Annotated in this window: 20 protein-coding genes; 13 read left to right on the plus strand and 7 right to left on the minus strand. The window is 62.1% G+C overall.

Annotated features, from left to right (window positions below; translation table 11 throughout):
- The first annotated feature begins 2 nt into the window (after window positions 1-2).
- Window positions 3-1,193 carry a serine hydrolase domain-containing protein gene (locus VR863_RS04525; protein ID WP_324827236.1) on the plus strand — a complete coding sequence of 397 codons (1,191 nt, stop codon included), beginning with the start codon at window positions 3-5 and terminating at the stop codon, window positions 1,191-1,193.
- A 132-nt stretch (window positions 1,194-1,325) separates the two neighbouring features.
- On the opposite strand, the gene VR863_RS04530 is transcribed toward VR863_RS04525, so the two are convergent.
- The 3 genes from VR863_RS04530 to purF form a co-directional block, all read right to left on the minus strand.
- Entirely contained in the window at window positions 1,326-1,673 is a 348-nt protein-coding gene (locus VR863_RS04530; protein ID WP_324827571.1) for a PilZ domain-containing protein, read from the minus strand.
- Window positions 1,674-1,786: 113 nt separating this feature from the next.
- The gene (locus VR863_RS04535) at window positions 1,787-2,497 is read right to left on the minus strand and encodes an SDR family NAD(P)-dependent oxidoreductase (protein WP_324827237.1); all 711 of its coding nucleotides are present in this window, start codon (window positions 2,495-2,497) and stop codon (window positions 1,787-1,789) included.
- Window positions 2,497-3,969 (minus strand): amidophosphoribosyltransferase, encoded by a 1,473-nt coding sequence (gene purF / locus VR863_RS04540; protein WP_324827238.1) that lies wholly within the window; start codon window positions 3,967-3,969, stop codon window positions 2,497-2,499. Before purF ends, VR863_RS04535 begins: the two co-directional genes overlap by 1 nt.
- A 172-nt stretch (window positions 3,970-4,141) precedes the next feature.
- On the opposite strand from purF, the gene VR863_RS04545 reads away from it, so the two are divergent.
- The 11 genes from VR863_RS04545 (at window position 4,142) to VR863_RS04595 (ending at window position 14,562) form a co-directional block, all read left to right on the plus strand.
- A complete protein-coding gene (locus tag VR863_RS04545; RefSeq protein WP_324827239.1) occupies window positions 4,142-5,383 on the plus strand; it encodes a lipoprotein-releasing ABC transporter permease subunit in 1,242 nt (413 codons plus the stop codon).
- On the plus strand, window positions 5,376-6,050 hold the full coding sequence (locus VR863_RS04550) for an ABC transporter ATP-binding protein (protein ID WP_324827240.1): 675 nt from the start codon (window positions 5,376-5,378) through the stop codon (window positions 6,048-6,050). The genes VR863_RS04545 and VR863_RS04550 overlap by 8 nt, the downstream gene beginning before the upstream one ends.
- Before the next feature lie 46 nt (window positions 6,051-6,096).
- Entirely contained in the window at window positions 6,097-6,375 is a 279-nt protein-coding gene (locus tag VR863_RS04555; RefSeq protein WP_324827241.1) for a hypothetical protein, read from the plus strand.
- 82 nt (window positions 6,376-6,457) lie between these two features.
- Entirely contained in the window at window positions 6,458-6,793 is a 336-nt protein-coding gene (locus tag VR863_RS04560) for a hypothetical protein (RefSeq protein WP_324827242.1), read from the plus strand.
- Between the two features lie 171 nt (window positions 6,794-6,964).
- The gene (locus VR863_RS04565) at window positions 6,965-7,444 is read left to right on the plus strand and encodes a glutathione peroxidase (RefSeq protein ID WP_324827243.1); all 480 of its coding nucleotides are present in this window, start codon (window positions 6,965-6,967) and stop codon (window positions 7,442-7,444) included.
- Window positions 7,445-7,475: 31 nt separating this feature from the next.
- On the plus strand, window positions 7,476-7,796 hold the full coding sequence (locus VR863_RS04570; protein ID WP_324827244.1) for a hypothetical protein: 321 nt from the start codon (window positions 7,476-7,478) through the stop codon (window positions 7,794-7,796).
- Between the two features lie 83 nt (window positions 7,797-7,879).
- Window positions 7,880-11,353 (plus strand): DNA polymerase III subunit alpha, encoded by a 3,474-nt coding sequence (gene dnaE / locus VR863_RS04575; protein WP_324827245.1) that lies wholly within the window; start codon window positions 7,880-7,882, stop codon window positions 11,351-11,353.
- 40 nt (window positions 11,354-11,393) lie between these two features.
- Window positions 11,394-12,995 (plus strand): long-chain fatty acid--CoA ligase, encoded by a 1,602-nt coding sequence (locus VR863_RS04580; RefSeq protein WP_324827246.1) that lies wholly within the window; start codon window positions 11,394-11,396, stop codon window positions 12,993-12,995.
- A gap of 6 nt (window positions 12,996-13,001) precedes the next feature.
- Window positions 13,002-13,547, plus strand: coding sequence for a pseudouridine synthase (locus VR863_RS04585; RefSeq protein ID WP_324827247.1), 546 nt, complete (start codon window positions 13,002-13,004; stop codon window positions 13,545-13,547).
- A 10-nt stretch (window positions 13,548-13,557) separates the two neighbouring features.
- Complete coding sequence (locus tag VR863_RS04590) at window positions 13,558-13,992, plus strand: DUF1330 domain-containing protein (protein WP_324827248.1); 435 nt, start codon at window positions 13,558-13,560, stop codon at window positions 13,990-13,992.
- Window positions 13,993-14,064: 72 nt separating this feature from the next.
- Complete coding sequence (locus VR863_RS04595; protein WP_324827249.1) at window positions 14,065-14,562, plus strand: hypothetical protein; 498 nt, start codon at window positions 14,065-14,067, stop codon at window positions 14,560-14,562.
- Here the strand turns inward: VR863_RS04595 and VR863_RS04600 are convergent.
- From VR863_RS04600 to VR863_RS04615, 4 genes are read right to left on the minus strand one after another with little or no spacing between them, the layout of a single operon-like run.
- Window positions 14,557-15,642 (minus strand): PA0069 family radical SAM protein, encoded by a 1,086-nt coding sequence (locus tag VR863_RS04600; RefSeq protein WP_324827250.1) that lies wholly within the window; start codon window positions 15,640-15,642, stop codon window positions 14,557-14,559. The genes VR863_RS04595 and VR863_RS04600 overlap by 6 nt on opposite strands.
- A gap of 40 nt (window positions 15,643-15,682) precedes the next feature.
- Window positions 15,683-16,210: a molybdenum cofactor biosynthesis protein B gene (moaB, locus tag VR863_RS04605; protein ID WP_324827251.1), complete on the minus strand. Its 528-nt coding sequence runs from the start codon at window positions 16,208-16,210 to the stop codon at window positions 15,683-15,685.
- Between the two features lies 1 nt (window position 16,211).
- A complete protein-coding gene (locus VR863_RS04610) occupies window positions 16,212-17,930 on the minus strand; it encodes a lytic transglycosylase domain-containing protein (protein ID WP_324827252.1) in 1,719 nt (572 codons plus the stop codon).
- Window positions 17,927-18,688 (minus strand): hypothetical protein, encoded by a 762-nt coding sequence (locus VR863_RS04615; protein ID WP_324827253.1) that lies wholly within the window; start codon window positions 18,686-18,688, stop codon window positions 17,927-17,929. The genes VR863_RS04610 and VR863_RS04615 overlap by 4 nt, the downstream gene beginning before the upstream one ends.
- A gap of 104 nt (window positions 18,689-18,792) precedes the next feature.
- Here VR863_RS04615 and VR863_RS04620 point away from each other — a divergent pair, with 104 nt between their 5' ends.
- On the plus strand, window positions 18,793-20,439 hold the full coding sequence (locus VR863_RS04620; protein ID WP_324827254.1) for an electron transfer flavoprotein-ubiquinone oxidoreductase: 1,647 nt from the start codon (window positions 18,793-18,795) through the stop codon (window positions 20,437-20,439).
- Window positions 20,440-20,442: the final 3 nt, after the last annotated feature.

Here is a 20,442-nt window from a genome sequence, read left to right on the forward strand (position 1 = left end):
ACATGCGTAGCGTACTGGTTTCCACACTGGCCATCGCACTGGCGGGATGTGCCACGATCGACGAGGTACGGACGGTCGCCGCACCGCCAGCCGTTACGCAAAGCATGCCTGCCCAAATGGCGAGCATGGATCCGGGAGAATCGATCCTGTTCTGGAACGATGAACGCCGATCTTCCGCCTTCCGCGATATGGAAAGCATGTTTCCGGGTCTTGAGATTGCCGCAGCGAACGATCCGCGCGTGCTGGTCCGGGGCGCCGGTCTGCCTGTCACCACGCAGGCGAAGATCCGCAGCTTCATGGCCGAAAGCAATGCCGCCGGCGTGATGGTCCTGCACAACGGTTCGGTGGTGTTCGAGGATTACGGCCTCGGCTTGCAGCCCGATGATCGCTGGACGAGCTTCTCGGTCGCCAAGAGCTTCACCTCGACACTGCTTGGTGCAGCGATTGAAGATGGCCGGATCGCCAGCATCGACACGCCGGTGGTCAATGTGATCCCCGCGCTTTCGGGCACGGCCTATGACGGGGTGACGGTAGGCCAGATTGCCAGCATGACTTCGGGCGTGGCCTGGAACGAGGATTACACCGATCCTGACAGCGACGTGGCAAGGATGCTGGCGATCGCGCCGGTTGCGGGGGAATCGCAGGCCGTGACCTATGCCCGGACCTTGAAACGCGAAGCGCCGGCCGGGACCAAATGGGTCTACAAGACGCTGGAGACGAACCTGCTTGGCCTGATAGTCGAACAGGCGACCGGGCAATCGCTGGCAGCGTATGCCGCGCAAAAGATCGTCGAGCCCGCAGGGCTTTCGGGCGGGATGTTCTGGATGCAGGATCTGACCGGGGGCAACATCGGTGGCTGCTGCCTGTCGCTGCGCCTGTCGGATTATGCCCGCTTCGGACAGTTCGTTCTGGAGGGCGGAAAAGGTGTCGTTCCCGACGGGTGGTTCGCCAAGGCAGGTTCGCCCCTGGTGGACTTCGGACCCAACGCGCCGGGCTTTGGCTATGGCTACCAGTGGTGGGCCTATCCCGAAGGCAGATATGGCGCGCAGGGAATATTCGGCCAGGCGATCACCATTGTCCCGGAAAAGCAGTTGGTAGTGGCCGTTATCAGCAACTGGTCCACCGCGACGAGCAGCGCCCATCGTGGGGCGTTCCAGTCTGTCGTATCGACTGTTGCGGGCGATCTCGACTGAAGCGATTGGTGGCGGTGACCGCGAACGGTACACCGCCACCGACGGCACGGTTACGACGCAGGTTCAGGCCCGGTCGGACACATGCCGCCAAACCACCCCTGGTTGAGATACGCCGAACCGGTGCGACCCGTTTCAGTAAGGGCGATACGCCCCTTCGCCGCTGTAGCGTGCGAGGATGTTGTCGTGCACGATGGGGCTGAGCAATTCGCTGAACGCACAACCGACCATGCAATTTTCCCACCACACGACCTGCGCCTGAAGCGATTCCAGGCCGGGCAGGGTGAGCCAGCAAAGCTGACCTTCGTGCATGCGGTTGATGGCCGCGGCGGAGAAACCCGAAATCGACAGGTCGTGAACGACCGTCTGGAATGCCCGTCCGCCGGAAGCACGCAGCTGTCCCGGGATGGTGAGTTTGGTCCGCGGGGCGCACCGATCTTCCTGCGCAGCGACCAGATAACGGTCCTGTGTCTGATAGGTCATGTCACGCCCTTCCAAATCGAATTTCCGGCTCATACGCACCTCGCGTGTTCGCGATGTATTATTCCGGAATCTGACGGTTTGGAGTTGCCAAGCAGTGACCGAGACTGGTTAACTCAGTCTTCCACGCGCTCTCGGTGAAATCCCTCGAAATCGTTAACAACCAGCTCGACGAGGCGGTTTGCGACCGTTTCGGGCGGTTTGACTGTCTGGGGGTCTTCACCGGGATAGGCCTTGGCACGCATGGCGGTGCGAGTCGCGCCCGGATCGATTACGGCAACGCGAACCTTGGAAATCTTCTCGACTTCGGCGGCGTAGCTTTCGAGCAGGTTGTCGAACGCCGCCTTGCTTGCGCCATAGGCGGACCAGTAGGCACGCGGCGCTGCGCCGACGCTGCTGGTGAGGCCAAGGACGCGTCCGGCATCGGCGCGTTTCAGCAAGGGATCGAAATTGGCCAGCAACGCCTGCGTGGCGAGCACATTGACCGTCATCGCCTGGCTGAACTGCTTCCCGTCGATCTGTGTGACAGGGGTAAGAGCGGGGAGATAGGCTGCGCTGAGGACCAGAGCGTCCAGTTTGTCCCAGCGCCCGGAAATCGCGGTTGCCAGGCGGGCAATGCCGTCCGCTTCGGCAAGGTCCACCGGTGCGATCGTGGAATTGCCGCCTTCGGCGTGGATCGCGTCTTCCACCGTCTCCAGCGCGCGCACATCGCGCCCGGTGATGATCACGTGGGCGCCGGCGTTTGCAAAGGCCTTGGCCGTGGCCGCGCCGATGCCCTTGCTGGCGCCGGTTACCAGAACCAGCCGGTCTTCCATCGGTTTGGCCATTATTCGGCCGCCTCTACCGGCAGCGCCAGCTCCTGCTGGCGGCTTTCGCGTTTGGAAAGATCGGTAAGCGGGGTGGGGTAGTCGCCCGTGAAGCAGGCGTCGCAGAATTGCGGACAGGCCGAATTGCGCGGCTTTTCCCCGACCGCACGATAAAGGCCGTCAATCGATATGAAGGCGAGACTGTCCGCCTTGATGAACTGGCGCATGGGTTCCAGCTGCATTCGTGCGGCGAGGAGCTTGCTGCGTTCCGGGGTGTCCACGCCGTAAAAACAGCTGTGTGCCGTGGGCGGGCTGGCAACACGGAAATGCACTTCGCTTGCCCCCGCGTCGCGCATCATCTCGACGATCTGCATAGACGTGGTGCCGCGCACGATGCTGTCGTCGATCAGGACGATCCGCTTGCCTTCCACCAGGGCGCGGTTGGCGTTGTGCTTGCGCTTGACGCCTGCATGCCGCGCGCCATCGCTGGGCTGGATGAAGGTGCGTCCGACATAGTGCGAACGGATGATGCCCAGTTCGAACGGGATACCCGATTCCTGCGCGTACCCGATGGCTGCGGGCACGCCGCTGTCGGGAACAGGCACGACCAGATCCGCTTCGACCGGCTTTTCCCGGGCAAGTTCGGCGCCGATGGCCTTGCGCGCTTCGTAGATGCTGCGCCCGTCGAAAACGGAATCAGGTCGACTGAAATAGACATGTTCGAAGATGCAGGGGCGCGCGCGATGGTTGCCGAAAGGATGGAGGGATTCGATCTTGCCGTCGAAATCCACCTTGATGATTTCGCCGGGTTCGACCTGCCGCACGAATTCCGCGCCGACCACGTCGAACGCCACGGTTTCGCTTGCGAACAGGGTGGCATCGCCGATCTTGCCCATCTGCAACGGGCGAATGCCCAAGGGGTCGCGGCAGGCGATCATGCCTTCCGGCGTCATCACGATCAGCGCATACGCCCCTTCGAGCAGGCGCAGGGCATCGATCAGGCGATCCATGATCGTGGGATACCGGCTGGTTGCGACCAGGTGGATGATGACTTCGGTATCGCTCGTCGACTGGAAGATCGAACCCCGCCCGACCAGTTCTTCGCGCAGCGTTCCGGCGTTCGAAATATTGCCGTTGTGCGCCACGGCGAATCCACCGCTGGCCAGATCGGCATACAAGGGTTGCACGTTGCGCAGCCCGGCGCCGCCGGTGGTCGAATACCGCACGTGGCCCGCAGCCATGAAACCGGGCAATTCGCCGATCGCTTCCTGACTGGAGAAGTTTTCCGCCACGTGGCCCAGCGCCCGCCGCGAGAAGAATTCCGCGCCATTAAAACTGGTTATGCCGGCTGCTTCCTGCCCGCGGTGCTGCAGGGCGTGGAGGCCCAGCGCTGTCGCCGCCGCAGCGTCGGTTGCGTTGATGGCGCCAAATACGCCGCACTCTTCGCGCAGCTTGTCGCCATCCTCGTCTAGAAACGGATGGGTTAGGTTCATTGAAGGCCTGTCCGCCGCGGCTGTTCCGGATGCGCGCCCCAATGGCGGTGTTACGTTACGATTACAAGGGCAGTGCGCGCCTTGGCGAACGAGCGCACACGATTTCATTGCACGGCAAGCTTCGTCTGCCTACACGGCGCAGGCATCCGCTGAACACAGACAAAGAGCTGCCTTGATCCTTTCCCCTTTCGAATGGACGATTGCCAAACGCTACCTGCTTCCGGGCAAGAGCGAGGCATTCATCGCGCTGGTCGCCGGCATTTCCATAGGTGTGGTCATGCTTTCGGTGGCCATGCTGGTCATCGTCATGAGCGTTATGAACGGCTTTCGCGCCGAATTGCTCGACAAGATCGTGGGCCTGAACGGCCATGCCATCGTGCAGGCGTATGGCGGACGGCTCGACGATTGGGAAAGCGTGCTCCAGGAAGTGAAACAGACACCGGGCGTCGTGGAAGCGAACCCGCTGATCGAACAGCCCTTGCTCACCAGTTTCAATGGCCGTGTCGAAGCCATCCTCGTTCGCGGCAACACCGCCGAAAACATCCGCGCGCTGGGCGACAAGGTTGTCAGTGGCAGCATTGATTCGATCAAGCCGGGTGCCAGCCGCGTTGCCATCGGCGTGCGCCTGGCCGAGAATATCGGCGCGCGCGTGGGCGATACGATCACCATCATCAATCCGCAGGGACGCTCCACGCCGTTCGGCACCGTGCCGCGGCAGATCGGATACGAAGTGGGGGCCATCTTCGAGGTCGGCGTTTACGACTATGACGGCGCCTTTGTCGTGATGCCAATGCAGGATGCGCAGACGTTGCTGTTGCTGGGCGACACGGTCGGCATGATCGAAATCAAGGTCGAGGACCCTGACGAAGTCGGCGAAATTCTGGCCCCCGTCCAGCGGGCCGTCGAAGGCAAGGCTGTGGTGGCCGACTGGAAGACCATCAATTCCACGCTGTTCGAAGCCCTCCAGGTCGAGCGGGTGGCAATGGCCTTCGCCCTGAGCTTCATGGTGCTGGTGGCCGCGTTCAACATCCTTTCGAGCCTGGTGATGCTGGTTCGCGCAAAGACCCGCGACATCGCGATCATGCGCACGATGGGGGCAACGCGCCGCAGCCTGATGAAGATTTTTGTGACCACCGGCTTCACCGTTGGCGCCATCGGCACGATGGCGGGTCTGGCGCTGGGCTTTATCGTGCTGATCTTCCGCCAGCCCATCGTCGAATTCATCAGCTGGGCGACAGGGCAGGAATTGTGGGACCCGCAGGTCCGCTTCCTCACCACGCTGCCGTCCAAGACCGATCCGGTCGAAGTGGGCATGATCGTGCTGCTGGCGCTGGTGCTCAGCTTCCTAGCTACGCTGTATCCCGCGTGGAAGGCGGCGAGCACGGATCCGGTTCAGGTGCTTCGTTATGAATAATCCGGTCGTTGAATTGCGCGGGTTGACCCGCAGTTTCGAACAGGGCGGCGTTCGTATCGACGTGCTGCGCGGGGTCGATCTGGTGGTGCAGCCGGGCGAAATCGTCGCGCTGTTGGGGCCATCGGGGTCGGGCAAGTCGACCTTGCTGCAGGCGGTTGGATTGCTTGAAGGCGGTTTTGGCGGCGAAATCCTGATCGCGGGACAATCGGCGGAGAAATCCGATTCGCACGCCCGCACGATCTTGCGGCGCGATCATCTGGGCTTCGTGTACCAGTTCCATCATCTCCTGCCTGACTTCGATGCCCGCGAAAACGTGGTGTTACCCCAGCTGGTCGCTGAAAAGTCGCGCGAAGAAGCCGAAGCGCGGGCGGAAGAACTGCTCACCGCCTTGGGCCTGGAACACCGGATGACCCATCGGCCAAGCAAGCTTTCGGGCGGCGAACAGCAACGCGTGGCGGTGGCCCGCGGCCTTGCCAACCGGCCCAAGCTGGTGCTGGCCGACGAACCGACGGGCAATCTCGACGAAGCGACGTCGAACAAGGTCCTCGAACAATTTCTCGCCCTGGTAAGGGGTGAAGGCAGCGCGGCCCTGATCGCGACCCACAACGAACGCCTTGCCCAGCGCATGGACCGCGTGGTGCGGTTGCACGAAGGGGTGCTTGAGTAGGATACGCAGGCGCTTTCGATCGTTGGGCAGGCAAAGGAGATTTTGCATGACCGACCATCCCAGCACATTCCGCGCCGAAGGCACCCATCGTCCCGGTATCCAGTGGGACGACCGCGCATCCCTCCACCGTGAAGGTGACGGCGACGGTGTTCTCGATGGCGCGAAGGGCCTTCGTCAGGGCAGCTTCGCAGAACTCATCGCCCATATCATGCTGATGGATGAGGCAGAGCGCGGCAAATACTACATTGAAAAGGCGGGTGACCGGCAGTTCCAGGCCGCCGAAATCGCTGAGCTGGCCGCACGGCCGGATTTCCCCCGCTCATAGGCGACCGTTCCCGATTGGTCGAAACCACCTTTGCGGTGCGGCCCGGCAATGACAGGCTGCGCGCCAAGGGAGGGACCGGTCCATGTCCAATATCGTTCTTGCGCTGCTGTTGACGCAATCTGCCGTTGCCGGACAGCCCGTGCCGCCGCCAGCCTGTGACACTCCGGCCCACGCCGGTTTCGATTTCTGGATCGGCGAGTGGGATGTTTTCCGCGCCGACGGTGCAAAGGTTGCCGACAGCCGTATCGAGCGCAAACACAATGGCTGTGCGGTGATCGAAAGCTGGATGCCCCTGCGCGGGCCGGGGGGCACCAGCTTGAACCATCTCGATCCTGCAAGCGGGATCTGGCACCAGAAATGGGTCGGCGGAAGTCCCGGAGCGGTCGAATTTTCGGGCGGGACAAGCGGGGGGCGATGATCCTTGTCGGAAACTGGCCGGGACCGGCCGCTCCGCATCAATTGGTCCGCATGACCTACACGCAAAATTCCGATCGAAGCGTGCGACAGCACGGAGAAGCCTCGACCGATCATGGTCTTTCGTGGCAGACCAGCTTCGACTTCACCTATCGCCGCAAGGATTGACCTGCCCATGACGACAATTGCCGATTTCACCGTTGCGACGAGCAAGGGCGCACCACTCGACCTGTCCGAAAAGCTGGGCAAGGTGCTGCTGGTGGTAAACACCGCCAGCAAGTGCGGCTTCACACCTCAGTACGACGGGCTCGAGAAGCTTTATCAGGATTATGGAGACAAGGGCTTCGAGGTGCTGGCGTTCCCATGCAACCAATTCGGCAACCAGGAGCCCGGTGACGCCGATGAAATCGAAAGCTTCTGCAAGGTCAATTTCGGTCTGACCTTTCCGCTGATGGCCAAGGTCGACGTAAACGGACCCGAGGCCAGCCCGCTGTTCGACTGGATGAAGGGCGAAGCGCCCGGCCTTATGGGCTCGAAATCGATCAAGTGGAATTTCACCAAGTTCCTGATCGACAGGGAAGGCAATGTGGTGAAGCGTTACGGCTCGGCCGATGCGCCCAAGGCAATCGCCAAGGATATCGAGAAATTGCTGTGACCGCTCAGCCTGGCGCATAGAAGGGTCGAACATGATTGCCGAAATTTACCAGTGGTTCCTCTCACTCGGCGCAGAATATGGCGTCAACCCGTTCATATTCGGGGCGATTTATGTCGGGGCGATACCGTTCTTCCTCGCCTCGATTGCCTGGCTCGTGAAGCGTGCACGGGCGGGGCGTTCCACGGTGGTTCCGACGCTGTGCGCCGGCTTCTGCTTCGTTTCCGCCTATCTTTATCTCGCCTTGGCGGGGCGCAATATACCGGCCTGGGTCTGGATATTCCTGGCCGCTTTGGTGGTGTACGGGGCATGGTCGACCGTTCGCGATACGCGCCGGAAAATCCGCGAGGGGTGATAGCGCTACGTTCTCCACCGATTGTGGAGAAATCTTGCCCGCTTCACCCTTCCGAATCCTGCCAGAAATCCTAATCTGGCAGAATGCCTTTCAAACCGTTCGTTCCGCTGCGTGTCCTGTCCGCCTATTCGATGCTCGAAGGGGCAATCGATCCCAAGGCCATGGCCAAGCTGGCGAAGGAACGCGGCTTTCCGGCAATCGCGATCGCGGACCGTAACGGCCTGTATGGCGCGGTCATGTTCGCCAACGCCTGCAAGGCCGAAGGGGTGCAACCCATTGTCGGCGCCTTGCTCGGCATCGCACGCGATGAAGAAGGCCGGCTGGTCGATTATCTGCCGCTCTACGCGCAGGACGACACCGGGTACGACAATCTTTGCCATCTTGTATCACGCGCGCATCTGGATCGGCCGCTGGAATTCGAACCGCATGTGCGGATGGATGACCTTCAAGGGCGTACCGATGGCCTTATCTGCCTGACCGGTGCCAGCGAAGGGGCGGTAACGCGCCTTCTGGCCGAAGGTCAGCGGTCGCACGGCGAAGCGATGCTGGACCGTCTGCAGGCCTTGTTTCCCCAGCGCCTGTATATCGAGCTGTCTCGCCGGGGCGACGGTGTGGAGGAACGCGCCGAAGCGGCCCTGATCGACCTTGCCTATGCCCGCGACCTGCCGCTGGTTGCCACCAACCCCGCCAATTACGCCGAACCCCATATGCACAAGGCGCACGATGCCATGCTGTGCATTGCCGGTTCCACCCACGTCGATGCCGAAGACCGGGTGCGTTCCAACCCCGAAAGTTATGTGAAGACCTATCACATGATGGACGAGGCGTTCGCCGATCTGCCGGAGGCGGTCGAAAACACCCTGGTCATCGCCCAGCGGTGTGCCTTTGCGCCGCCCTATCGCGATCCGATCCTGCCGAGCCTGGCGGGCGATCTGGAGGGCGAGGCGCGGATGCTGGAGTCCGATGCACGGTTGGGTCTCGAGGCACGGCTCGTGCCCTATGGCGAAATGTCGGAAGACGAACGCAAGGTCTATTTCGACCGGCTCGATTTCGAAGTCGGCATCATCAACCAGATGGGTTTTCCCGGTTACTTCCTGATCGTTGCGGACTTTATCAAGTGGGCAAAGGATCACGACATCCCGGTCGGTCCGGGGCGTGGTTCGGGCGCTGGCAGCCTGGTGGCCTGGGCGTTGACGATCACCGATCTCGACCCGATCCAGCTGGGCTTGCTGTTCGAACGCTTCCTCAATCCCGAACGCGTTTCGATGCCTGACTTCGACATCGATTTCTGCGAAACGCGCCGCGGCGAAGTGATCCGTTACGTCCAGCAGAAATACGGGCACGATCACGTTGCCCAGATCATCACCTTCGGCAAACTCAAGGCCCGTGCCGTGCTGCGTGATACGGGCCGCATCCTCCAGATGAGCTACGGGCATGTCGACCGGTTGTGCAAGATGGTCCCGAACCATCCGACCGATCCATGGACCCTCCCGCGCACGCTGAACGGGGCGGCGGATTTCAAGCGCGAATACGATAACGACAACCAGGTAAAGCGTCTCGTCGATCTGGCGATGCAGCTGGAAGGTTTTCCGCGCAACAGTTCGACCCACGCGGCAGGCGTGGTGATCGGGGACCGGCCACTGGCTCAACTGGTTCCGCTCTACCGCGATCCGCGATCGGACATGCCGGTAACCCAGTACGACATGAAGAATGTCGAAAGCAGCGGGCTGGTGAAATTCGATTTCCTCGGCCTGAAGACGCTGTCGGTCCTCAAGAAGGCGATCGATCTCCTGGCGAGGCGGGAAATCGCCATCGACCTGTCCCAGCTCCCGCTCGACGATCCCAAGGTCTACGAACTGATGAAGGCCGGCAACACTGTGGGTGTGTTCCAGCTGGAATCGGAAGGTATGCGGCGGACGCTGACGGCCGTGAAACCGACGAATTTCGGCGATATCATCGCGCTCGTATCGCTGTACCGTCCGGGACCGATGGACAACATTCCCCTGTTCGGGAAACGCAAGGCCGGCGAAGTGCCGATTGAATATCCACACGCCAAGCTGGAAGGCATCCTGGCCGAAACCTACGGTATTTTCGTGTACCAGGAACAGGTCATGCAGGCGGCACAGATCCTTGCCGGATACTCGCTGGGCGATGCCGATCTGCTGCGCCGCGCGATGGGCAAGAAAGTCCAGAAGGAAATGGACGATCAGCGCCAGCGGTTTGTCGAAGGCTGCAAATCCGTGTCGGCCATCGATGCCAGGCAGGCCAACGAACTGTTCGATTTGATCGACAAGTTCGCCGGCTACGGTTTCAACAAATCGCACGCCGCGGCCTATGCGTTGCTGGCTTATCAGACGGCCTGGCTCAAGGCGCATTACCCGGAAGAATTCTACGCCGCCTCGATGTGCTTCGACATGCACCAGTCGGAAAAACTTGCCGCGTTTGTCGACGATGCCCGGCGCAGCGGCATTGCCGTGCTGCCGCCGTCCATCAACCATTCGGAAGCCGAATACACGGTCGAGCAGACCGACGATGGATATGCCGTGCGCTATGCCTTGGCCGGGCTTCGCAACGTGGGCGAACGCGCGATGGAAGCGATTGTCGAGGAACGCGAGGTTTCGGGCCCGTTCGACAGTTTGCAGGACCTGTTCGAACGCCTGCCGAAAGGCTCGATGAATTCGCGCCAGCTGGAAGCCCTGGCCAGTGCCGGTGCGCTCGACGCGTTCGAACCGAATCGGGCGAAGGTGTTCGAGAACGCCGACCTGCTGCTGGCTGTTGCCGATGCCGCAGAGCGCGAGCGGTCGAGCGGCCAGGCGGCCCTGTTTGGCGGCGAGGAATCCGCAGAAGACACGCTGCGCCTGAAAGAGGTCGAGCCGTGGAGCCGTGCCGAACAGATGGCACGTGAAAAGGACAATTTCGGCTTTTATTTTGCAGAACACCCGGTCGAGGCGTGGCGGACAGTCGCCAGCGCGCAAGGCGCACGATCCTATGCCTCGTTGATGACGGGCGGGGCGCCTCCGGGCGGCCGCGCCAGCGCGGTGATGGCGGCCATGGTGGAAAAAGTGAACAAGGGCACCACGCGGCGCGGCAAGCCGTTCGTGCGCGCCGATTTCTCGGACAGTTCGGGTCAGTTCAGCGCCGCGTGTTTCGAAGAATCGCTGGTCGAACGGTTCATCGAATGGGCGGACAGCCAGACATGCGTGAAACTGTCCGTGGAACTCGACAGCCCAAGCCCGGACGAGCCCCCGCGCATAACTGTGCGCGGCGCCGTTCCGCTTGCCGAGGTCCGCGGTTCCACGCCCATGTTGCTGACCCTGAATGTATCGGACGAATCGGCTCTGCTGGCGTTGGCGGCGGAACTGGGAACAGGCGGTGTCGGCAAGGACGAAGTGCATGCCACCCTGCATACCGGTGCCGAAACTCCGCCGGTTGCCGTCTTGGGCCGCGATTTCAATATCGACGGCGAACTCGCCGAACGCTTGGCAAGTGTCCCAGGGCTTGCCAAGGTGCAGCTAACCGCGCGGCGGGGGGCAGGGCACCTGCGTCTCGTCGCCTGAACTAGCGCCCGTAGCGGGCCACTTAGGGTGAGGAGAGACTATGCAACTCGGAGCGATGCAGGACTGGTCCATGCGTGTGACCAATGTGGTCGATCACGCGGCGCGTGAAGCGGGCTCCCGCGAGATCGTGACCCGCTGGGCCGACGGCAGTGAAACGCGGACCAACTGGGCTGAAATCGGGCGCGACGCGCGCAAGATGGCGCAGGCGCTCCTTGCACTCGGTCTTGGCAAGGGTGACAAGGTTGCCAGCATGGCGATGAACCACTCGCGCCATCTCGTCAGCTGGTACGGCGTTGCCGGTATGGGCGGGGTTCTCCACACCGTGAATCCGCGCCTGTTCGACGACCAGCTCGAATATATCGTCAATCACGCGGAAGATCGCGTGATGATCTACGATGCGGCGTTCCAGCCCATCGTCGACAGGATGCGCGAGCGGTGGACCACGGTCGAACATTATATCTGCTTCGATTCGGGCGAACATTCCCCTGCTTTCGAAGACTGGATCGGCGCACAGGACGGCGACTTTGAGTGGGTCGCGGGCGACGAACGCGATCCGTGCATGATCTGTTACACCAGCGGAACCACGGGCAATCCCAAGGGCGTACAGTACGAACACCGGTCCACCGTGCTTCACGCGTTGGCCGGCCTGCAGCCGAGCACGTTCAACTTCAGCGCATCCAGCGTCATGTTGCCTGTGGTGCCGATGTTCCATGCGGCAAGCTGGGGCCTGCCCTATTCGGGCGCGATGGCGGGTATCAAGTTCGTGTTCTCCGCCGTGAACGATCCGGCGGTGCTGCACGAACTGATGCTGCGCGAAGGCGTGACCGACAGCGCGGGCGTGCCGACCGTATGGCTCGCGCACTTCCAGTATTGCGACAAGGAAGGGATCGACCTTCCTCCGCTGCGCGCGGCAACGATTGGCGGTTCTGCCGCGCCCAAGTTCATGATCGAACGGTTGATGAAGAACGGCACCCGCGTCCAGCACGCCTGGGGCATGACGGAAACGTCGCCCATCGGCACGGTCGGCGGTCCGACGCACGATTGGGACAAGCTCAGCTTCGATGAAAAGGTCGCCATGACCATGAAGCAGGGGCGACCGATCTTCGGCGTGCAGTTGCGGATCGTGGACCTCGACGATCCGACGAAGGAACTGCCGCGCGATGGCGTGGCATCGGGTGCGTTGCAGATCCGCGGCCCCTGGGTGGTCAAGCGGTATTTCAAGGCGGAGCACGATGCCGTGACGAAGGATGGATGGTTCGATACCGGCGATGTCGGCATGATCCATCCCGACGGTACGCTCCAGCTGACCGACCGGACGAAGGATGTGATCAAGTCCGGCGGCGAATGGATCAGCTCGGTCGAGCTTGAGAACGCGGCGGTCGGCCATCCTGCTGTCGCCGAAGCGGCGTGCATCGGAATGCCGCACCCGAAGTGGGATGAACGGCCGGTCCTGTTCGTCGTGAGAAACGAAGGTGCCGAGTGCACCGCCGACGACATCACCACCTACCTCGCGGACAAGGTCGCCAAATGGTGGCTGCCCGACGCGGTCGAGTTCGTGGACGATATCCCGCACACCGCAACCGGCAAGATCAGCAAGAAGGACCTGCGCGAACGGTTCAACGATTACACGCTGGCGGATTGATCGGGCGTGAGCCGGCTGATCCTGCTCAACAAGCCGTTCGGCGTCCTTTCGCAGTTCACCGGCGGAAAGGACGGCGAAAGGGACACGCTGGCGCATCTTGTCGATGTGCCGGGTGTCTATGCCGCCGGACGGCTCGACAAGGATAGCGAAGGGTTGCTGCTGCTGACCGATGACGGGCGGTTGCAATCGCGCATCGCCGAACCGCGTTACAAGATGCCCAAGACCTATCTCGCACAGGTCGAAGGAATGGCGGACGACGAGGCGATCGACAGGCTGCGGCGCGGAGTCGAACTGAAGGACGGAAAGACAGCACCGGCCAAGGTGGAAGCGATCGAGCCGCCGGCACTGTGGGACCGGGACCCTCCCGTGCGTTTCCGAAAAAGCGTGCCCGACTGCTGGATTTCGCTGACCATTACCGAAGGGCGCAATCGGCAGGTTCGCCGGATGACCGCCGCGGTCGGATTACCGACCTTGCGGCTTGTCCGTTGGCAGGTCGGGGACTGGACCCTGGAAGGGATCGGCAGCGGCGAGACCCACGAAGTGCAAATATGAGGAAACGCGCATGACAACCCGTTACATCGATCCCAGTCCGGCCAATTTTCAGGCCTTCAAGGACCTTCCTCGTGACGAGCCGATCCACATGCTCAACCTTCTTCTCTACCGCGAAGACGCGCAGTATCCCGATGGCCACGACCATGCCGGGAAAGGATGGAGCGGGCGGCGCGCATACGAGGAATATGGCAAGACGAGCGGACCGATCTTTCGCCGTGTCGGGGGCGAGATCATCTGGCGTGGCGCATTCCAGGCCATGGTGACAGGGCCGGATGACAGGGGTTGGCATGATGGCTTCGTGGCGCAGTATCCCAACAGCGGTGCCTTTTTCGAGATGATCAAGGATCCTGAATACCAGCTGGCTGTGGTCAACCGCACTGCCGCCTTGATCGACAGCCGCCTGATCCGGTTCAAACCGGGCGCCGCGGGCGGAGAGTTTGGGTAAGCTGCGGCCACAGCGGTTTTTCGGACCTTTCGCCGTTCCCCTTGGTTAGTTCAGCTAACGAGGGAGAAGGCTTTGAGGAACTGGTATTGGTCGCTGGCTGTGTTCACGGGAATTTGCCTGTTCGGTTACGCCGCGCGTCAGGCAATCGGCAACATCTACAGTTCGGGCGAAGCGATCGTCCTGCTCGAATCGCTGGGGCGGTCCGGGCTATACCTCGGTTCGGCCGGGGCTACCGCTTCGGCAACCACGCTTGCGCTGATGCTGACACTGATCGGAATGGTCAGGCGGGCGGACCAGGATTTTTCAGACCAGGTCTATATAAATATCGACAGCATCGCGAAGCTGGCAACCGCATCGCTCATGGCGAGCCTCATCCTGCTCCTCGTCCTCGTCTTCCCGGTCGGGGAGTTCGATGACATGCCTGAAAACTGGTATCCGCGCCTTTACGAAGGGCTGTTCGCTCTCACGGTGATGGTGGTCGCTTTGCTCTCCTCTACCGTAACCATGCTCTATCGAACCGTCCGGCACGTCATTGCCCATATCACGCCCGGCCAATCCGTATCGTCATAGCAGACGCATCTGCCCGCCAATGGCAGGCGGTCGGAATTGCGTGCAGTCCAGCTCGAACTTGGCCTTGCCCAGTCCCGACCGCCTGCAGGCGAGCCGGAAGCGGGCGCGAAACAGGTCTGCCCAGACGCCGCTGGGCTTCAGGCGGGTGAAGAAGTCAGGATCGTTGTCCTTCCCGCCGCGAATGGACCGAACGATGCTCATCACCTTGTCCCCCCGCTCGGGATAATGGACGCTCAGCCATTCGCGAAACAGCGGGGCAACCTCGTGCGGTAGGCGCAGCGGAATCCAGCCCACGCTATCGGTGCCAACAGCGGCGGCGCGCTGAACGATTTCTTCCATGAATTCGTCGGTGATGGCCGGAATGACCGGGGCCACGGAACAATGCGTGGGAATTCCGGCATCTGCCAGTTTCCCCAGAGTGGACAGGCGCTTGGCAGGAGAAGCTGCCCGCGGTTCGAGTTTGCCGGAAAGTTTGGGATCGAGGCTGGTAACGGAAATGGCCACAGCCACAAGGCGCCGTTCTGCCATCTCACGAAGAAGGTCGAGATCGGCCAGCACCCGATCTGATTTGGTCGTGATCGTGACCGGATGGCGCGCATCGAGGCACACCTCCAGGACGCTGCGGGTAATGCGATAGCGGTCCTCGATCGGCTGGTAGGGATCTGTGTTGGTCCCCATCGCGATCGGTTTGGGCCGGTACTTCGGCTTGGCCAGGGTGGCGCGGAGCAATTCGGCAGCGTTTGGCTTGGCGAACAGCCGGGTTTCGAAATCGAGACCCGGTGAAAGATCGTGATAGGCATGGGTAGGGCGCGCAAAGCAATAGACGCAGCCGTGCTCGCAGCCCCGATAGGCGTTGATCGAACGGTCGAAGAAGATGTCGGGCGACTGGTTGAAGCTCAGGATCGTCCGCGGACGTTCCTCGGTCACATGTGTGCGCAGTTTTACCGGCGGGCCGTCAAGCTGCTCCATGTAATCGCGCCAATCGCCATCCCTTTCGCGCGTGGCCAGGCCAAAACGCGTTGGAACGGCCGCCGATTGGGCGCCGCGTCCGTTGACGCCAGGTTCGATTCGCCGTTCCATGCATGAGAACATACATGGAACATTGATTCGGGAACAGGGGTTAGCGTTCGCGTAATCTGGGCATCAGATCGACGAAGTTGCAGGGCCGGTTCCGGCTGTCGAGCTGTTCGGCAAGGATGCCATCCCACCCGTCTTTGACCGCGCCGTTCGATCCGGGCAGCGCGAAGATATACGTGCCCCGCGCCAGTACGGCGCATGCGCGGCTCTGGATTGCGCTCGTTCCTATGGTTTGCACGCTGATCGCGCGAAAGAGTTCGCCGAAGCCGGGGATGTCCTTGCTCTTGATACGATCGAGCGCTTCTGGCGTGACATCGCGGCCCGTCAGGCCGGTCCCACCGGTCGTGACGATGCAATCGATGGTTTCGTCATCGATCCAGCGGTGCAGATGCGCGGCAATTTCCTCGACGCTGTCGCGGCTGATTTCGCGGGTCGCGAGGGTGTGTCCTGCACCTTCTATGCGGCTTGCCAGAATGTCGCCCGACGTGTCGTCCGCCGGTGTGCGGCTATCCGATATCGTCAGAAGCGCGATGCGGACCGGCTTGAAAACGCGGGTTTCGTCGATCGCCATGTCATCTCGCCTTGGGGAACAGCGGCCAGTCGTTTTCCGCCAGGTCGACCCGGCTCGGAGCAGGGGCATCGGCCTGTCGAAGATACATCCAGTAATTGCGCATCACGATGGCGACGTAGCCGCGTGTTTCCCAATAGGGGATGGATTCCATGTAGAGCAGGGGATCGTCCTGATCGCGCACTTCGCCTTCCCACCGGGCAACCGGGGTTGGGCCTGCGTTGTAAGCGGCCATGACCTTTGGCAGCTTGCCCTGCGTGTATCGCGCGTTGCCGAGCGATTCCAGCGTGCGCTGACCGAAGGCCAGATTGACGGCGGGGTCCTTGAGATCGGCTGACGAGCTGAGGTTTATCGACGCTGCGTATTCGCGCCGGGTGATCGGCATGATCTGCATCAGGCCGATGGCGCCTGCCGGGCTGACAACGCCTTCGCGAAAGTTGGATTCCTGCAGGGCATGGGCAAACGCAAGTGCCGGATCGATCCGCCAGCCACCGATGGGCTGCCGGAATGTCACGGGAAAGCGTAGGCTTGGGTCGGACCGGGTGCCGGATGGGGCGTTGTACGCCATGAAGGTCTGAGTGGAGGTAAGCCCCAGCGCACGCGCGAGGCGCGACAGCGCGCCATAATCGTCCGGATCGCCCGTGCGGGCCAGCCACCGCAGCGTTTCATCCGCCTCTTCGCGCCTGCCCACTTCCGCCAGCATCACGGCCTGCCGTACGGCCTGGATATCGTCCAGCTTGCGCCAGTCCTGCTCGCTCAGGTCGGGGAGGGTATGATCGTTGGGCAATTTGCGTCCGAGTTGCTCGTAGGCGATCATTCCATAGAGCGTTTCGGGATAGCGGGCCGCACCGCGCAATTGTTCGGCGGCCTTTTCCGGCTCCCGGCAGCGGATCAGCGCGCGGCTGGCCCAATAATGCGACGCGGAAACCAGTTCGGGATTACCCGCTGCCGATGCGCTGCGGATAAACGCGTTGCCGGAGTTTTCGCAATCACCGATCCGCCAGGCGGCAAGCCCGGCAACCCAATCGCCTTCGGCAACCCACGAGCCACTGCCGCCGCTGCGGACGGTTTCTGCGAGCGCCCAGGCTTCCGGGTCGCGGTTTTCGATGTAGTAGCTCCACGCCACGCGCTGGCGCCATTCGGCACGTGCGGCGCTGGACAGGGTCGCATCCACCCCGTCGAGCAGCAGCCGCGCCCCGTCGGGATCGTCGTTGCTGATCCGTTCAAGGATGGCGTCGCTGACGCTGCGCGGCATGGTTCCATCGTCAACCGATGATGGCCGCAGGCGCTTGGTAATTCCCGGTTGGCGGGTAAGGCCGCGCTCGCGCGGGAGGTTGGGGGCCGACGCAAGGCCGCGTGTCTGGCCCAGGCGGACGATATCTGCCGCTTCGGGCAACCGGCTGTAGCGTGACAGCCAGTCTTCGACGCGTTCCAAAGGTATGCGCGGACTGCCCGGGTGCAGGTAATACCGGGCCAGCGCTGCTCCATGCAGCGGTCCGTCGTTACGCTGGATCAGCAGATTTTCGACCCGGTCCCAATTGGTGGTGTCGATCGCTTCGAAGAGTGACCCGTAATACAGCCTGTCGTCACCCGAAAGCAGTTGGGGCAGGGCCTGAGCGTGCGAGCGGGTAAAGTATTCGACGCTGCCGTTCTGCGCGGCGAGAGGCGTTGCCACCAGGCCTACCGCCAGTGCAGCAAATGTCGGTGCGATCCTGAGGGTCATCGGGTCCATTCGAGCCAGCGGTTCCAGAACCGTTCGCGCCGCGGGGCGGAACGGGCAAGTTGGGAAAAATCGGGCGCCGCGAGCAGGGGGAAGCGCCGGGTGCCGCAATCGAGCGTCAGCGGTTCGCGCGCCTGATCGGGGGAAAACCCGAATAATTCGAGCTGTGACCTTCCGATCGCAAGCACCCGCTGCGGGGCGGCAAGTTCAAGGTGATGCCGGACAACATCGCCAAGTCCGCGCTGCGACAGGTCGGCCCAGTCGGGAAGCGCCATCGGTGCTGGCAGCGTGCTGGACAGGTAGACTTCATGATCCGCCACGCCCATCGCCTTGAGCATTGCGGAAAGCAGGCGCCCGGCGCCGCCCGTCAGAAGGCCTTCGTCGTCATCGCCTTCGGGTTGGCCGACGAGAACCATCAACCGGGCGCCGGCAACGCCGCGCGGCGGCAGGCGCCGGTCCAACGAGCCATCGGCGAGGGAAGGTTCGGTCATCCACCATTCGCGAAATTTTTCCAGGCTGTCGGGCCATTCGCCCCGATCCCCGCCGATGCGCACGCCGTCGCCCTGGGCGAGCGCGCGTTCGAGCGGGCTGGGCCTGGCAGGTGGCTGGACAATGGGTGGGGGCGCAGCCGTTACGGCTTCAGCGGGTTCCGCCTTGGCCAGCCAATCGGTCGCTTCATCGGAAAAGTCGCAGTCGACACCAGCCTCGCGCCACCAGTCGATGGCGGAATCCAGGCCGTCGAGGGGCGCAAAATCGCGCATATCGGGGGAATCTGACTGCAACATCGCCAAGGCCAAGGTCTTGACCTCATCGGCCCCAGCAATCAAGGCATTGCACACCGAATACGCGACGAAAAGAGAGTGAAATGAGCGAACGCGAATCGATGCCCTGCGACGTAGTGATCATTGGCGGGGGCGTGGCCGGCCTCGGCGCGGCGATCCGTCTGAAACAGATCAACGAGGATATCGAGGTCGTCGTGCTCGAAAAGGGCAGCGAAATCGGTGCCCACATCCTTTCCGGTGCGGTCGTCGACCCCAAGGCGTTGGACGAGCTCTTGCCCGATTGGCGCGACATGGATTGCCCGATGGCGGAAACACCCGTGACCGACAATTTGCACTGGGTGCTTTCGGCAACCGGCAAGTCCGATATGCCGCACCTCATCATGCCGCCGTTCCTGTCCAACGACGGCAATTACACCGGTTCGCTGGGCAATCTGTGCCGCTGGCTTGCCGAAAAGGCCGAAGAACTGGGGGTCATGGTGTTCCCCGGCTTCCCCGCCGCCGAAGTGCTGTTCGACGATAACGGCGCGGTGACGGGCGTTGTCACGCAGGACATGGGTATTGCCGAGGACGGGTCGCAGAAGGGCGATTACCAGCCGGGCATGGAAATCCACGCCAAGTACACCCTGTTCGCCGAAGGTGCGCGCGGCAATCTGACCAAGAAGATGAAAGCCAGGTACGACCTGGAGGCCAATTGCGAGCCGCAGGTTTACGGCCTGGGCATCAAGGAATTGTGGGACATCGATCCCGCCAGGCACGAACAGGGGCGCGTCATCCACACGCAAGGCTGGCCGCTGTCGGAATCCGGCACGTGGGGCGGTGGTTTCCTTTACCATCAGTCCAATGGCCAGGTTGCGCTCGGCTTCGTAACCGCGCTGGATTATCGCAATCCATACGTGTCGCCCTATCAGGAATTCCAGCGATGGAAGCACCATCCGGAAATCGCCGCGATTCTCGAAGGTGGCAAGCGTGTGGCCTATGGAGCCCGCGTCATCAACGAAGGCGGCTGGCAAAGCGTACCCAAACTTGCGTTCCCCGGTGGCGCGCTGATCGGGTGTGCGGCAGGGTTTGTGAATGTCCCGCGGATCAAGGGCAGCCATACCGCGATGAAGAGCGGGATGCTCGCGGCAGAGACGCTTGCCGCAGCCATCGCGGATGGGCGCGAGCATACCGAGGAGATGGGCTATGACGCTGCCGTGCGCTCCAGCTGGATCGCCGATGAACTCAAGAAGGTGAAGAACGCCCAGCCGGCCGTTGCCAAATATGGCGAGGACCTGGGTACGGTGCTGGCCGGTATCGACATGTGGATGCGGACGCTCAAGATCGGCCTGCCGATCACGATGAAGCACCACCGCGATTACGAAATGCTGGAACGGGCGGACCTGTTCGCCCCGATCGAGTACCCCAAGCCCGACGGGAAGCTCAGCTTCGACCGGCTGACCAACGTAAGCTTCAGCTACACCAACCATGCCGAGGATCAGCCGGTCCACCTCAAGGTTTGCGACCGCGAGCTTCAGCGTGAAAGCGAATTGGGCGTCTTTGCCGGTCCGTCGACCCGCTATTGCCCGGCTGGTGTCTATGAATGGCTCGAAGCGGACGACGGGACACCAAGGTTCCAGATCAATTCGCAGAACTGCGTCCACTGCAAGACGTGCGATATCAAGGATCCGAACCAGAACATCGAATGGACGACGCCAGAAGGTGGCGGCGGACCCAATTACCCCAACATGTGACGC

Origin of the sequence: Qipengyuania zhejiangensis (assembly GCF_035607565.1) — a bacterium.
In the GTDB taxonomy this organism is placed as follows: domain Bacteria; phylum Pseudomonadota; class Alphaproteobacteria; order Sphingomonadales; family Sphingomonadaceae; genus Qipengyuania; species Qipengyuania zhejiangensis.

Excerpts from the sequence above, each read along its gene's own strand:
- VR863_RS04525 (WP_324827236.1), top strand. The coding sequence starts at position 3 with ATGCGTAGCGTACTGGTTTCCACACTGGCCATCGCACTGGCGGGATGT.
- VR863_RS04530 (WP_324827571.1), bottom strand. The coding sequence starts at position 1,673 with ATGACCTATCAGACACAGGACCGTTATCTGGTCGCTGCGCAGGAAGAT.
- VR863_RS04535 (WP_324827237.1), bottom strand. The coding sequence starts at position 2,497 with ATGGCCAAACCGATGGAAGACCGGCTGGTTCTGGTAACCGGCGCCAGC.
- purF (WP_324827238.1), bottom strand. The coding sequence starts at position 3,969 with ATGAACCTAACCCATCCGTTTCTAGACGAGGATGGCGACAAGCTGCGC.
- VR863_RS04550 (WP_324827240.1), top strand. The coding sequence starts at position 5,376 with ATGAATAATCCGGTCGTTGAATTGCGCGGGTTGACCCGCAGTTTCGAA.
- VR863_RS04555 (WP_324827241.1), top strand. The coding sequence starts at position 6,097 with ATGACCGACCATCCCAGCACATTCCGCGCCGAAGGCACCCATCGTCCC.
- VR863_RS04560 (WP_324827242.1), top strand. The coding sequence starts at position 6,458 with ATGTCCAATATCGTTCTTGCGCTGCTGTTGACGCAATCTGCCGTTGCC.
- VR863_RS04565 (WP_324827243.1), top strand. The coding sequence starts at position 6,965 with ATGACGACAATTGCCGATTTCACCGTTGCGACGAGCAAGGGCGCACCA.
- VR863_RS04570 (WP_324827244.1), top strand. The coding sequence starts at position 7,476 with ATGATTGCCGAAATTTACCAGTGGTTCCTCTCACTCGGCGCAGAATAT.
- dnaE (WP_324827245.1), top strand. The coding sequence starts at position 7,880 with ATGCCTTTCAAACCGTTCGTTCCGCTGCGTGTCCTGTCCGCCTATTCG.
- VR863_RS04580 (WP_324827246.1), top strand. The coding sequence starts at position 11,394 with ATGCAACTCGGAGCGATGCAGGACTGGTCCATGCGTGTGACCAATGTG.
- VR863_RS04590 (WP_324827248.1), top strand. The coding sequence starts at position 13,558 with ATGACAACCCGTTACATCGATCCCAGTCCGGCCAATTTTCAGGCCTTC.
- VR863_RS04600 (WP_324827250.1), bottom strand. The coding sequence starts at position 15,642 with ATGGAACGGCGAATCGAACCTGGCGTCAACGGACGCGGCGCCCAATCG.
- moaB (WP_324827251.1), bottom strand. The coding sequence starts at position 16,210 with ATGGCGATCGACGAAACCCGCGTTTTCAAGCCGGTCCGCATCGCGCTT.
- VR863_RS04610 (WP_324827252.1), bottom strand. The coding sequence starts at position 17,930 with ATGACCCTCAGGATCGCACCGACATTTGCTGCACTGGCGGTAGGCCTG.
- VR863_RS04615 (WP_324827253.1), bottom strand. The coding sequence starts at position 18,688 with ATGCGCGATTTTGCGCCCCTCGACGGCCTGGATTCCGCCATCGACTGG.
- VR863_RS04620 (WP_324827254.1), top strand. The coding sequence starts at position 18,793 with ATGAGCGAACGCGAATCGATGCCCTGCGACGTAGTGATCATTGGCGGG.